The following is a 12,033-nucleotide window of genomic DNA, read 5'->3' as shown; positions in this document are numbered from 1 at the left end:
CCGCGAGGCGAACCGTCGAAACGCGTTGCAGCGTTTCGGCGTAGCCGGACGCGACACGCTCCACCTGCCCGGCCGTCTTCGGAAGCCGACCGCGCCGCGGCGGGCGGGGACCGCCGCGGGAACGAGCACAGCCGGACGCGACACGCTCCGCCTGCCCGGCCGTCTGCGAGAGCCGACCGCGCCGCGGCGGGCGGGGACCGCCGCGCAAACGACCGCCGCCGCGAGGCGAACCGTCGAAACGCGTTGCAGCGTTTCGGCGTAGCCGGACGCGACACGCTCCACCTGCCCGGCCGTCTTCGGAAGCCGACCGCGCCGCGGCGGGCGGGGACCGCCGCGCAAACGAACACAGCACACAGCTGGCGTCCCGGTTGCTCGGAGGAGGAGCAGGGGTGGGCGCCGTAGCGTTCCGGGAGCGCGGCACGCCGGTCGCGCGGACGGGGAGTCCCATGTCGTTGTTCCTGAACCGCACTCGTGAGGTCCGATGGACCGAGGACGAGAGACGGGCACTGGCCGAGGCGGTGGCGGAGGACCGGGCCGACGCCTGGCGCGGAGTGGGTGCGCTCGATCGCACCGTCGTCGTCTCGACCGAGGATCCCGGTGTCCGCGGCGGCGCGCGCTGGCCCACCGATCACCGTGCGTTCCTGCGCGTCGACCGCGGCGCCTCCGTGGTGCTCGCGACCGACGGGCTGAGCGATCCCTTCGACCGGCTCGCGCACCCCGGCACCGGTCTCGGCCTCGAGCTGTGCCTCGAGACGTCCGCCGTCCGCGGCGTCCCCACCGCTGAGCTCTGGAACCACTGGCACTTCCGCCTGCTGTACGAGGCCGCCCGACGGGCCGCCCTCCAGGGAGTGTGCTGCCGCAGCTCCCTCGACACGGCGCGGCTCGCGAACGTCTCGGCGCCGCCGGCCTGGACCGACGAGCAGGGCACCGTCGGCGTCCTCCTGGGCCTGCGCAGCCCCGGCCTGCCGGAGCGGCTCGACCTGGCGACCGGTCACGCCGACCTGGTCACCCTCACGCCGCTGCGGCCGCAGGAGCACGCTCGGGCGTCGGTCGATTCGGGCGCCCGTGCCGAGATCGCCGAGCGCCTCCGAGCCCTGCCGCACGAGGAGCTCGTGCACACGGCCCGGCCGCTCGTGGTCTGAGGGGCATCGCGGCTCAGGAGCCCTCGGCGGGCTCCGGCACCACGGTCATCTCGCCGGTGTTGTTCGCGCTCGCGATGAACTGCTCGATCCACAGGCGGTTCAGCGACGGGCGCTTGCTGCCGTGGAACCGGAAGTGCAGCGGTGTCGTCGGATGCACCCAGACGGAGCTGCGGCCGTAGCCGGACGACTCCGGCTCGCTCCAGGAGAGGCTGAACGACTCGTTCCGCCGCATCTTGGTGAACATCGCGACCTTGAGGTGCGCGAGGAGCCGGTCCTCGAAGTCGATCTCGAGTGATTGCGGTCCGTAGATCAGTCGTCCCATTGTCTCCGCCGTGAAGTCGTGCCGACGCGCCGGAGTCCCGGACGGCGTCGCGGGCTCCGTGAGCTCGGGAGCCGCCACGGAGAGGATACCGATCCTGCGGCCCGGAGGGGTGACCCGGCTCTCGCCTCCGCCGGCCGACGGCGGGAACTCCCGGGAAACGACGGACGCCCCGCCGACCGGATCCGGGGATCCTGGTCGACGGGGCGTCGGAAGTCGGAGATTACTCGCCGACGCCGCGGATGTTCGCGGCCTGCGGGCCCTTGCGGCCCTGCTCGACGTCGTACTCGACGTGCTGGTTCTCGACGAGCTCGCGGTAGCCCTGCTTCGCGATGGCGGAGAAGTGCGCGAACACGTCGGCGCCTCCGTCGTCGGGAGCGATGAAGCCGAAGCCCTTTTCGGAGTTGAACCACTTAACGGTGCCAGTAGGCATTTCTTTTCCTTATGTGTTAATGACGCCGACCGGGGCCGGCGTCGTCAGAGTCCGCACGAGTGTGCGGTACCCGCTCGACTCGGCCTCCGCGGGTGAAACACGCGTCTGCCGGAGTCGTCCGGGTCGTCTAGGGGCTGAGCTCGCGCCTCCGGGGAAGGGCGGCTCTGCGGGGGAGAACGTCCCGCGCACCGGGTGAGCCGGTGGAGCGGGGGTCGAACGAGGAACGGCGCGGCTTCCGCGGCGTCCTGTGAAGGGCGGTACCCGCGTGCGAGGCGGGCGTTCGAACCGGACGACCGAGGACGATGCTCTCGGTCGGTGCGGTCTCTATCAGGGGCTGAGTCTCTTCGTCGTCGTGCGACTTCTCAGCCGTGGAATTCGGGCGATCGCCCAGGAGATGACTCGACTCTACGGGATCACGGCACCCGAGCGCGACCGCCCGCGTCACACTGAGCGCCGATCCTCCTGCGCAGGACGGCCGGAAGGCCCGCTGGAGCGGGTCGCGGTGTGCCACGATACGACTCGGAACGCGCCGATCCCCACCGCCGACCGCACTGCACCTCCCCGTCACCGCCCCCGCCCCTCCTTCCGAGGTCACCGTGCCCCTGCCTCCCCGGCCCGCCGACGCCGCGGTGCTGCTGCGCGAGCAGCGGGAGGTCGGCGTGCTCTGCGCTCGGCGGGCGGGCGGGGTGCTCACCGCCGCCACCGCCCTGCACCTGCTCGCCCTGACTCCGGCCCAGCTGCTGACGGTGGTGCCGAGCGCCGCGCTGCTCGTCCTCTCGGCGCTCGTGCAGCTCGCGCCCAGCCGGTCCGTCGAGACGGGGGCGAGGGCGGTCGCCATCGGGCTCGCGCTGGACGTCGCGGCGCTCATCGCGTTCCTCTCGCCGGAGGTCGACGGCTCCCTCCGAGCCGTCCTGAGCGCAATCACGATGCTCTCCTCGATGGCGCTGCCGTGCGCGATGCTCGCCGTCGGCGCCTGGCGGGGCCTGCCCTGGGCCGCGGTTCTGGCGCTGCTCCCGGTCCTGGGCCTCGGGGCGGCGGCGACGGGGGCGTCCGGGCGCGCGCCGTTCGTCCTCCTCTCGATCGTCGTCTGCTGGACCCTGCTGCTGACGGCCGCCCGCTGGCTCGCGGGCAGCGTCGCGCGCGCCCACGTCGGCACGGCCCGTCTCCGGAGGGCCCACGACGCCGAGCGCCGCTCCAGCGAGACCGAGTCGCGGCGCCGGGCCGACGCACGGCTCATGCACGACACCATCCTGGCGACACTGACGCTCGTGGCCCATCGGGGCGAGGGGGTGCCGGCTCCGGTGCTGCGCGACCGGGCGGCCGCCGATCTGGCGCTCCTGCGCGGCGTGGAGACGGCGGAGGAGCCGGACCCGGAAGGAGATGCACGGGTGCCGGAGCCGCTCCTCGCGGTCGGTCGGCGCTCGGCGACGGTGGGCGTGGAGGTGCGCTGGCACGGCGGTGCCCAGCCGCGGATCCGCGCGGAGGTGCTCGACGCCGTGGCGCGCGCGACCGGGGAGTGCCTCGAGAACGTGCGCCGTCACTCCGGGGCCGCGGTGGCGCATGTGAGCGTCGCGGAGGAGGCGGGCTCGCTCCGGGTCGTCGTCACGGACGAGGGGCGCGGCTTCGATCCGGCCGCGGTGCCGCCGGGGCGCCTGGGCCTCGCGGAGTCCGTCGTCGGCCGCGTGGAGGCGGTGGGCGGCACGGTCCGGGTCTTCTCGGCGCCGGGATCCGGCGCGACCGTGCTGCTGAGCGTGCCTTTGCCGAGCGTGCCGCTGTGAGCGGGAGGCGGCAGGAGGAGGGGCCGGAGGACGGGACGCTCCTCGAGCTGGTTCGCGCGGCGGACCGGAGCCCCGGAGCGCTGTGGAGCATCCGCGAGCGCCTGACGCGGCCGAACCGCCTGAGCGGGAGCTACCTCGGGCTGGGCTTCCTCACCATGGCGGTGATGCTCGACATCCGCGGACTGATCTCGTACCTCTGGTCCCTCGACGCCCGGTCCACGACCTGGGTGAGCGGTCTCTCCTGGCTGCTCGTGATCGCCGCCAGCGCGGCGGGTGCAGCGATCGCCCTGCGCCGCCACGGCGAGCTGCCGCGCTGGGCCTTCGCGGGCGTCCTCGGCGTCGACGTGGTCGCGCTGCTGCTCGAGTTCGCCGACCACGCGCTGCCGACTCCGGCTCCGATGTACTACCCGTCGGTCTGCGTGGGAGTGGGCGCGGGCGTGATCGCGCTGATCACCTTCCAGCCGCTCTCGCGCTCGTTCCTCGCCCTCGTGGTCCTGGTCGCGCTCGCGGCGCTCGGACTCGTCGGCCAGGCGCTGCTCGGCGACGGAGGCGCCGCCCTCGCGGTGGGCAACGTCCTCCTCGCCACCGCACCGGCGGCCGTGTGCGTCGTCGTGCTGACCGCGCTCGACCAGTACGTGCGGCGCACGCTCGACCGGAGCCTGGCCGACAGCACCGTCCACGCCGCGGACGACGAGTTCTCGCAGGTGGACGCCCGCATCGAGGAGCTCCTCGAGCGGGTCCGGACGCCGGTGCCGCTGGACGAGGAGCTGGGCGAGCGGGCGCGCGTGCTGGGAGACGAGCTCCGGGAGGCGCTCGCCCGCAGCCACGACCGCACCTGGCTGCGCATCGCCGTGGAGGAGTCGGCGCTGCTGTCCTCCGCGGTCGCGGTGGACGATCCCGCCGGAGCCGCCGCGCTGCTGCCTCCGCTCGACCGCTCGCGCCTGCTCTCGGTGCTCTGGCTGCTCACCGTCCCGGCGGCCCGGCCCTCGCTGGCCGTCCGCCTGGAGGCGGGCGCCGGCGGCGAAGTGGAGCTCACCCTCGTCGCCGCGGGCATCCGCGCCCGCGACCTGGACCGCTCGGTCTGGGGCATCCTCAGCGAGCTCGGCGAGCACCGCACGACGACCGACCACGGCGCGACGAGAATCCTCGTCGCTCACCGGCCCCGGAGGAGGACGACGACATGAACGACCAGCCCGCGATCACCCTGGCCATCCTCGACGACCACCCGATCCTGCTGGCGGCGCTGGCCGAGTGGATCCGCCGCTCGGGCCCGGACATCCGCGTGGCGGCGACGGCCGGCACCTGGACGGACCTGCTCGCGCACCCGGCCTTCCCGACCGACGTGGTGCTGCTGGACATCGACCTCGGCGACGAGCTCGACCTGGCGATGAAGATCCGGATCATCGCGGCCGCCGGCGCCGCCACGATCATCATCAGCACCCACTCCGAGCCGGGCACGATCAGCCGGGCGCTCGAGGCCGGAGCGCACGGCTACGTGGTCAAGAGCGAGCGGACGGAGACGATCCTCGCGGCGATCCGCGCGGCGGCGAGCGACGAGCGCTTCCTGACGGCGCAGACCCGGGAGCTGCTGGGGGCCGACCGCCCGGGCACCCTGACGCACCGGGAGCGGGAGATCGTCCGCCTCTTCGTCGACGGGATGCCGCTGAAGCAGGTCGCCACGCTCCTCGGCATCACCCAGGACGCCGCGCGGAGCTCGCTGCGCAGCGCCCGGGGCAAGTACCGGGCGGAGGGGCTCGCCGTCGGCACGAAGATCTCGCTCCGCCGCCAGGCGCTGCGCGACGGGATCGTCGAGCGCTAGGCGCGCACTCGACGATCCCGGGGGCCTAGACCGTCTCGGGGCGCTTCTGCCGCGCGGGCTCGGCGGGGTCGGAGGGGCCGTTCCAGATCGAGACGATGCCCCAGACGACCGCAGCGATCGGCACGGCCAGCACGGCGCCGACGATGCCGGCGAGGACGGTGCCCACGGTCAGCGCGATCAGCACGATCAGCGGGTGCAGCTTCAGCGAGCGCGCCATCACGACCGGCTGGAGGAAGTTGCCCTCGAGCTGGTTGACCCCGATGACGACCAGGATCACGATCAGCGCGGCGACCGGGCCGTTGGCGACCAGCGCGACGAGAGCGGCGAGGATGCCGGCGGCCGTCGCTCCGACGATCGGGATGAAGGCGGTGAGGAAGACGATGACGGCCAGCGGGATCGCCAGGGGCACCTGGATGATCGCCAGCGCGACGCCGATGCCGATCGCGTCGACCGCCGCGACGGTCGCCGTTCCGCGGACGTAGCCGCCCAGCACGTCCACCGTCTTGTGCCCGACGCGCTTGGCGCGCTCGTAGCCCGAGCCGGTGAAGGGGCGCAGGAGGAACTCCCAGATCTTCGGGCCGTCCTTCATGAAGAAGAAGAGCACCACGATCATCAGGACGAGGCCGGTGATGAAGTTCGCCGCCGCGGAGACGCCCGCGAGCGCTCCGTTGCCGAACGAGCTGGAGGTGAGGAAGTCGACGACCGACTGGCGGGCGGACTCGATCTGCTCGTCGGTGATCTGGAACGGCAGGTGCTGCACGTAGTCCTGCAGCGAGGTGATGCCGTCGGAGGCGCTGCTGACCAGCTCGTCCCACTGGTTGCGGACCGCGACCGTGATCAGCCAGCCGACCGCGCCGAGGATCGCGAGCAGCCCGATCAGCGCCAGCCAGGTCGCGAGGATCGACGGCACGCCCTTGCGCCGCATCCACGACAGGACCGGGTGGATCGCCGCGGCGAGGATGAGAGCGATCATCACGGGGATGAGCACCAGCGTGAGCTGGGTCATCGCGAAGACGAGCACCGAGGCCAGCAGGAGGACGATGACCACCTGGAGGCAGCGGGTCGCGAACCGGCCGAGGCCGTCGCTCCAGACCCGCCGCTGCGGATCGGGTGCGCTCGGCTGCGGCGCGGCGGCGCGGGTCGAGGAGTCGTTGCGGTCGAAGAAGCCCATGGAGGGACGGTATCGGCTCGGCCCGACCTGCCGTCCCTCCTTGACACCCCGGCCGCGCGGCGGCGATCCGGGGTCAGAGACCGGCGGGCTTCTCCGGCGTGCGCAGCCAGGTGTCGAAGAACTCCGTCAGATCGGAGCCGGAGACGTTCTCGGCCAGGGCCTGGAAGTCGGCGGTCGTCGCGTTCGAGTAGCGGTTCTCGGAGGCCCAGCGCTTCAGCAGCACGCCGAACGCGTCCGCGCCGATCCGGTCGCGGAGGGCGACGAGCGTCAGGCCGCCGCGATCGTAGACGGGCGCGTCGAAGAGTCCCGCGGCTCCGGGGTCGGCGACGGCGGTCGACCAGAACGGGTCGTCGGCGGGAGCGGCGGCGACCCGGGCGGCGGACTCGGTGACGCTCGCACCGCCGCTGTGCTCCTCCCAGAGCCACTCGGCGTAGGTCGCGAAGCCCTCGTTCAGCCAGATGTCGGACCAGGTCTCCGGAGTGACGCTGTCGCCGTACCACTGGTGCGCGGTCTCGTGCGCGACGGTCGACTCGTCCGCGCCGCCGGAGTAGAACGAGCGTCCCTGGGTCTCGAGGGCGTAGCCGATCCGCTCGTCGTCGACCACGGCTCCGGCCGAGCGGAACGGGTACGGGCCGAAGACCGAGGAGAAGTAGTCGATGATCGCGCCCTGCTTCGCGAGCGCCGCCTCGGTGCGGGCGCGGGTGTCGCCGGTGATGTCCCGGTCGATCGCGTCGATCGTCGTCACGCCGCCCTGGGTGGAGCGGACCAGGTCGTAGTCGCCGATGTTCACCATGGCGAGATAGCTCGCCATCGGGCTGGTCTCGACCCAGCGCGAGGTCGTCCAGCCCTTCGACGTGGTGGGGGAGCCGATCGGCAGGCCGTTCGCGACCACCGTCCGGCCCTCCGGGACCGTGATGCTGAAGGTGTAGCGCGCCTTGTCGGCGGGAGAGTCGTTGACGGGGTACCAGGTCGAGGCGCCGTCCGGCTCGCTGGCGACCAGGGCGCCGTCGTCCGTCGACCACCAGCCGAAGGGGGCCCCGGTGCCGTCGACGGGATTCCCGGTGGTCCCGGCGTAGTCGATGCTCACCAGCGCGGGAAGGCCCTTCCGGAGGGTCCGGGCGGGCGTGACGGTCAGCTCGTCCCCCGACTGCGAGAACCGGGCGCCCCCGGCGTTGACGGTGACCTTCGAGACGGTGAGGCCGGTCAGGTCGAAGGAGAGGGAGCGCAGGTCCTTCTGGGGCGCGAGCGTCACCACGGCCCGGCCGCCGAGGGCCCGGGTCGCCGGGTCGTACGTCAGGACGAGGCTGTAGGTGAGGGCGTCGAAGCCGCTGCTGCCGAGGCCGGGGAAGTACGGATCGCCGGCGCTGGTGCCCCCGTCGACGGCGCCCGCGCGGGCGGCGGGGGAGGCGATGGCGGCGGGTGCGAGGAGGAGGGAGGAGGCCACGAGCGCGCAGAGCGCGGCTGACGCACGGAATGTCATGTCCGCACGGTAGCGGGCGGGCGTTTCGTGCGCGTGTCGGCGCCGTGCCGGGGAGAAGCACCGTCGGCCGAGGGACGGCCGATCCCGTGCGCCTCGTCGCCGAGGAGCTGCGGAATCCGTCGTGTTGACGGACCATCGCACGGTGGAATTACCCGTTCGAGCGGTCGGAGCCGCCCGGATCGTTGCGGCGGCGACGGATTCCGCACTACAGTCGCCGTGTTCATGCAGGTGCATGGGGTGCGGTACCCGAAGCCGCACTGCACCGCCCTGCTCGGAGCAGACGCCTCCGCCGGGAGGGATGACGATCCTCTCTCCCGGCGGGAGGCGGACCGGGCGGAGCGGCCCGGTCCTCCGTCGGCGCTAGGCCGGGACGCGCACCGTCAGCCCGCCGGGCTCGATCCAGGTGCGGAACGCCGAGGTCGAGCCGAACGGATCGCCGTCGAGCTCGATCTCCTGCGCGTGCTCGAGGCGGACCGTGAGGTCGCGGCCCTTCACGTACCGCAGGGCCGACACCTCCTTCGTCAGGCCCATCAGCTTCTTGCCGACGACGCCGCTGCGGCGGAGCACGCCGTTCTCCCACACCACCTTGAAGATGATCTGCACCCAGCCGAAGAAGCCCTCGGGGCGCAGCAGCACGATGTCGAACTCGCCGTCGTCGACGGCCGCGTCCGGCAGAAGGAGGATGTTCGCGGGTAGGGCGCCGCAGTTGCCCACGATGATCGTGTGCGCGCGCACCTTGCGGGTCTTCGAGTCGTCGAGGCGGTAGCGGAACTCGAGCTGGTTCTTGTCGAGGAGCGCCTTCCGGAGCGCGTCCACGTACGCGAGCCAGCCGGCGCGCTTCTTGAGGTCGTCGTCGGTGTTGGCGAGCATCTTCGCGTCGATCCCGAGGCCCGCCATCACGACGTAGGCGTGGCGGTCGCGGCCCGTCGACGTCTCGATGTCGATCATCCCGACGTCGATCGCGCGGTCCCGACCGGAGAACGCGACGGTGAGGGCGTTGTCGATGTCGTCGAGCGTGAGGTTCAGGTTGCGGGCGAGCAGGTTGCCCGTGCCGGAGGGCAGCAGCGCGAGCGACGCGTCGGAGCCGCGAAGGGCCTCCGCCACGACGCGGACCGTCCCGTCGCCGCCGGCCGCGATCACGACGTCGGCGCCCGCGGCGAGGGCCTCCTTCGTCTGGCCGGCTCCGGGGTCCTCGACGGAGGTCTCGTACCAGAGCGTCTCCTCCCAGCCGGCGGCCTCCTCGGCGCGCTTCACGGCCGCCTTCACGGACTCCAGGTCGACCTTGACCGGGTTGTAGACGACGGCGGCACGGCGGCGCTCAGGCATCGTCGCGGTTCTCGTCGAGCTCGTCGCCGTTCTCGTCGACCCGGCCCGGACGCACGGCGGCGTCCTCGCGGATGTCGATGCGGGTGTCGCCGGCCTCGGTGGTCGAGACCTCGATGCGCGGGGCCGCGTCGGCCTCCGTCGCCTTCGGGGCGCTGGTCAACTGGTCGTGGCGGTCGTCCGCGCTCTGGTCGGTCATGCCTGGACGGTAGCAGCGGGCGATCCGCGCCCGCGCGGGCTTGCGTCAGCGGCTGCGTGCCGCCTGGAGCCCCCAGAGCACGAGCGGGATCTGGAGCGGGAGGCGCAGCAGCGTGATCGCCCGGGTCCGCGGCCGACGGGCGTCCCGCGCCATCTGCACGTTGCCGGGGAACACAGCGGCCATCAGGGCGGCGGAGGCGAGACCGCCGGCCGCGCGGGTCCGCGGATGCAGCGTCGCGGCCGCACAGGCCAGCTCCGCCGCTCCCGAGACGAGGACCCAGGCGCGCGCCGAGCCCGGCATCCCGCGCGGGACCACCGCGTCGAAGGTCCGCGGATGCACCAGGTGGACGACTCCCGAGACCGCCATCGCCGACACGAGCACGAGGGGGCCCGCGCCCAGGCGGCTCATCGGCCCTCCGCCCCGCGCTCGAGCGGAGCGACGTGGTCGAGGATCCGGCGCCACTCGCGCACCAGCGCCAGCCGGCCGGCTCCGTCGACCGTCACGGTGCGGGCCTGGGCGAGGCGGCCGCGGTACCAGCGGCCGTCCTCGGCGCTCGCCACCGGATCCGCATCGCCGTGGACCAGGAGCGTCTCGGCCGTCACCCGGTCGAGGTCGTCGGCCCAGGAGCCGTCGCGGAGGGCCGCGAGGTCGGTCGCGGCGCCGCTCGGTCCCTGCCGCCAGCCCTCGGCGAGCATCCGCTCCAGCCGGTTGCGCAGTCCGCCGTGGGTGGCGAGCACCGGGTCGTCGGAGTCGATCCCGAGCGCGTCCAGGCCCGGCTGCGTCTGCGGGAGGGCGGCGGCGATCGTGTCGGCGTCCTCCCCGCGCAGAGTCTCGCGCCGCTCCCACGCGCCGGTGGGGTGCACGATCACGCCGGCCTGCGGGGGCGCGGGGGTGCCGACCAGCGCGAGGCGGTCGACGAGGTCGGGGTGCCGGGCCGCGAGCGAGAGCGCGAACGCGCCGCCGGAGCCCCAGCCGACCACGCCGACGCTGCCGAAGCGGGCGCCCTCGACCATGCGGGCCGTGCGCTCCGAGCGGCGCAGGTACTCGGCGAGGTCGTCCGCGCGGTCCTCGACGCGGCCGTGAGCGGCGTCGACCGGGTCCGAGGCGCCGTAGCCGGGGCGGTCGAGGATCAGCAGGTGCAGGCCCCATGGGCCGGTGACGGTCGGGTCGGGGTCGAATCCGCCCGCTCCGGGGGTGGGGTGGCAGAACACCACCAGCCGGTCGGCGACGGGATCGCCCGCCGCCGAGACGCCCATCCCGCGGCCGGACCGCAGCTCGAAACGGTGGTTCGCCATGTCGCCTCCCGGGTGCGCCGAGGGTCGGCGCGTCGCCCCCAGTCAAGCGGACACGGCGGCCCGCGCGCTGGGCCTTGTGCCGGAGCGGGAGCAGTCGGACGCGGACCGGGCGGGTGGACGGGACGGTCCCTCCAGGAAGCAGCGGCGCGGGCCGGAGCCGCCGTCGCCGGCGCACCGTCCGTTCGCCCGATGTCCACGTGACGCCGCGGGGGAGGGGAGCGAGGATGGCGGTATGTCCCGTCGTCTCCTCCTCCCCATCGCCGGCGTCCTCGCCGCGGCCCTCGCCGCCGGCGGGCTGACGCTCCTCGTCTGGACGATCGACGAGACGCACTTCGCGCGGCCCGACGCCGGCTTCGACCGTCTGACGAGCGAGGTCGCCGCGGTGCCCGGAGTCTCCCTCGACGGCGCCGAGCGCTGGGTCGAGGCGCCCGCGTTCGGCCCGCCGACCTCGTGGGTCGGGGTCGCGGTCGAGGAGCCGGCTCTCGCCGACGCCCTCGCGACCGCCTGCGCGACCGAGTACGCGGATCCGGTGCTGTGGTCGTTCCGGGCGACGTCGGCAGGCGGGAACGCCCTCTCCTTCGCGGGCGCGGAGGAGCCGACCGCCGCGTGCCCCGCTCCCGCTGTCGACGCGTCGGCCCTGCTCGAGCGGATCGACGGACTCGGCCGCGGCCTGGAGCTGCACGCGTCGGTCCGCGAGGGGGCCTTCGCCCTCGACGCCTTCGAGGACGTCTCCGGCGGGCTGCCCGCGCTGCTCCCGATCGTCCGGGCGGCGGAGGACCTGCGGGACGCTGCGGGCGCGGACCGGGGCGCCCCCGTCGAGATCTCCGGCCCGTGGACCGCGATCACCGTCGGTCCCGGCGAGCAGGAGCGGACCGCTGCGCTGCTCACGACCCTCGTCGAGGAGCACGGCGTCACCGCTTACTGGGCGACCGAGGACGGCCTGCGGATCGTCGCGCCCGACGGCGGGCATACCGCGATCGAGGCCGCCGTGCGCGCCTCCGGGCTGCCGGTGGCCGACCTCCCCCTGCGCTTCGAGGCCGACGAGTCCTGACGTCCGGCGCCACCTCGTCGATG

13 protein-coding genes are annotated in these 12,033 nt (G+C 73.7%); 5 read left to right on the top strand and 8 right to left on the bottom strand.

Annotation, left to right across the window (positions count from 1 at the left end; all coding sequences use genetic code 11):
- The first annotated feature begins 446 nt into the window (after positions 1-446).
- Positions 447-1,142, top strand: a complete 696-nt coding sequence (locus C5D08_RS06255) for a hypothetical protein (RefSeq protein ID WP_146086161.1) — start codon at positions 447-449, stop codon at positions 1,140-1,142.
- Positions 1,143-1,155: 13 nt separating this feature from the next.
- Here C5D08_RS06255 and C5D08_RS06250 read toward each other — a convergent pair whose 3' ends face one another.
- The gene (locus C5D08_RS06250) at positions 1,156-1,464 is read right to left on the bottom strand and encodes a hypothetical protein (protein WP_104226101.1); all 309 of its coding nucleotides are present in this window, start codon (positions 1,462-1,464) and stop codon (positions 1,156-1,158) included.
- A 220-nt stretch (positions 1,465-1,684) separates the two neighbouring features.
- On the bottom strand, positions 1,685-1,894 hold the full coding sequence (locus C5D08_RS06245) for a cold-shock protein (RefSeq protein WP_055786246.1): 210 nt from the start codon (positions 1,892-1,894) through the stop codon (positions 1,685-1,687).
- A gap of 596 nt (positions 1,895-2,490) precedes the next feature.
- Here C5D08_RS06245 and C5D08_RS06240 point away from each other — a divergent pair.
- The 3 genes from C5D08_RS06240 to C5D08_RS06230 are packed head-to-tail and all read left to right on the top strand — an operon-like array spanning position 2,491 to position 5,491.
- Positions 2,491-3,672 (top strand): sensor histidine kinase, encoded by a 1,182-nt coding sequence (locus C5D08_RS06240; RefSeq protein ID WP_104276289.1) that lies wholly within the window; start codon positions 2,491-2,493, stop codon positions 3,670-3,672.
- Positions 3,669-4,856 carry a hypothetical protein gene (locus C5D08_RS16935; protein WP_181110007.1) on the top strand — a complete coding sequence of 396 codons (1,188 nt, stop codon included), beginning with the start codon at positions 3,669-3,671 and terminating at the stop codon, positions 4,854-4,856. The genes C5D08_RS06240 and C5D08_RS16935 overlap by 4 nt, the downstream gene beginning before the upstream one ends.
- Positions 4,853-5,491: a response regulator transcription factor gene (locus C5D08_RS06230; RefSeq protein ID WP_104276288.1), complete on the top strand. Its 639-nt coding sequence runs from the start codon at positions 4,853-4,855 to the stop codon at positions 5,489-5,491. The genes C5D08_RS16935 and C5D08_RS06230 overlap by 4 nt, the downstream gene beginning before the upstream one ends.
- A gap of 25 nt (positions 5,492-5,516) precedes the next feature.
- Here the strand turns inward: C5D08_RS06230 and C5D08_RS06225 are convergent, their stop codons facing one another.
- The 6 genes from C5D08_RS06225 to C5D08_RS06200 all read right to left on the bottom strand — a co-directional run bounded on the left by C5D08_RS06225 (position 5,517) and on the right by C5D08_RS06200 (position 10,959).
- The gene (locus C5D08_RS06225; protein WP_104276287.1) at positions 5,517-6,662 is read right to left on the bottom strand and encodes an AI-2E family transporter; all 1,146 of its coding nucleotides are present in this window, start codon (positions 6,660-6,662) and stop codon (positions 5,517-5,519) included.
- A 73-nt stretch (positions 6,663-6,735) separates the two neighbouring features.
- Entirely contained in the window at positions 6,736-8,142 is a 1,407-nt protein-coding gene (locus C5D08_RS06220) for a M1 family metallopeptidase (protein ID WP_181110005.1), read from the bottom strand.
- A 360-nt stretch (positions 8,143-8,502) separates the two neighbouring features.
- Complete coding sequence (locus C5D08_RS06215) at positions 8,503-9,468, bottom strand: diacylglycerol kinase family protein (RefSeq protein ID WP_104276285.1); 966 nt, start codon at positions 9,466-9,468, stop codon at positions 8,503-8,505.
- Positions 9,461-9,664 carry a multidrug transporter gene (locus C5D08_RS06210; protein ID WP_104276284.1) on the bottom strand — a complete coding sequence of 68 codons (204 nt, stop codon included), beginning with the start codon at positions 9,662-9,664 and terminating at the stop codon, positions 9,461-9,463. The genes C5D08_RS06215 and C5D08_RS06210 overlap by 8 nt, the downstream gene beginning before the upstream one ends.
- Positions 9,665-9,709: 45 nt before the next feature.
- Entirely contained in the window at positions 9,710-10,072 is a 363-nt protein-coding gene (locus C5D08_RS06205) for a hypothetical protein (RefSeq protein ID WP_104276283.1), read from the bottom strand.
- Positions 10,069-10,959, bottom strand: a complete 891-nt coding sequence (locus C5D08_RS06200) for an alpha/beta fold hydrolase (protein ID WP_104276282.1) — start codon at positions 10,957-10,959, stop codon at positions 10,069-10,071. Before C5D08_RS06200 ends, C5D08_RS06205 begins: the two co-directional genes overlap by 4 nt.
- A gap of 232 nt (positions 10,960-11,191) precedes the next feature.
- Between C5D08_RS06200 and C5D08_RS06195 the strand changes: the two genes are divergently transcribed.
- Positions 11,192-12,010: a hypothetical protein gene (locus C5D08_RS06195; RefSeq protein WP_104276281.1), complete on the top strand. Its 819-nt coding sequence runs from the start codon at positions 11,192-11,194 to the stop codon at positions 12,008-12,010.
- The last annotated feature ends 23 nt before the right edge of the window (positions 12,011-12,033 follow it).

The organism is Rathayibacter sp. AY1B6, assembly GCF_002932755.1.
Taxonomy (GTDB): domain Bacteria; phylum Actinomycetota; class Actinomycetes; order Actinomycetales; family Microbacteriaceae; genus Rathayibacter.
This window is presented reverse-complemented; position numbering and strand designations above follow the sequence as displayed.

Coding starts and splice junctions, on each gene's coding strand:
- C5D08_RS06200 (WP_104276282.1), bottom strand. CDS start 10,959: ATGGCGAACCACCGTTTCGAGCTGCGGTCCGGCCGCGGGATGGGCGTC.
- C5D08_RS06250 (WP_104226101.1), bottom strand. CDS start 1,464: ATGGGACGACTGATCTACGGACCGCAATCACTCGAGATCGACTTCGAG.
- C5D08_RS06220 (WP_181110005.1), bottom strand. CDS start 8,142: ATGACATTCCGTGCGTCAGCCGCGCTCTGCGCGCTCGTGGCCTCCTCC.
- C5D08_RS06195 (WP_104276281.1), top strand. CDS start 11,192: ATGTCCCGTCGTCTCCTCCTCCCCATCGCCGGCGTCCTCGCCGCGGCC.
- C5D08_RS06245 (WP_055786246.1), bottom strand. CDS start 1,894: ATGCCTACTGGCACCGTTAAGTGGTTCAACTCCGAAAAGGGCTTCGGC.
- C5D08_RS06255 (WP_146086161.1), top strand. CDS start 447: ATGTCGTTGTTCCTGAACCGCACTCGTGAGGTCCGATGGACCGAGGAC.
- C5D08_RS06215 (WP_104276285.1), bottom strand. CDS start 9,468: ATGCCTGAGCGCCGCCGTGCCGCCGTCGTCTACAACCCGGTCAAGGTC.
- C5D08_RS06210 (WP_104276284.1), bottom strand. CDS start 9,664: ATGACCGACCAGAGCGCGGACGACCGCCACGACCAGTTGACCAGCGCC.
- C5D08_RS06230 (WP_104276288.1), top strand. CDS start 4,853: ATGAACGACCAGCCCGCGATCACCCTGGCCATCCTCGACGACCACCCG.
- C5D08_RS06205 (WP_104276283.1), bottom strand. CDS start 10,072: ATGAGCCGCCTGGGCGCGGGCCCCCTCGTGCTCGTGTCGGCGATGGCG.
- C5D08_RS06225 (WP_104276287.1), bottom strand. CDS start 6,662: ATGGGCTTCTTCGACCGCAACGACTCCTCGACCCGCGCCGCCGCGCCG.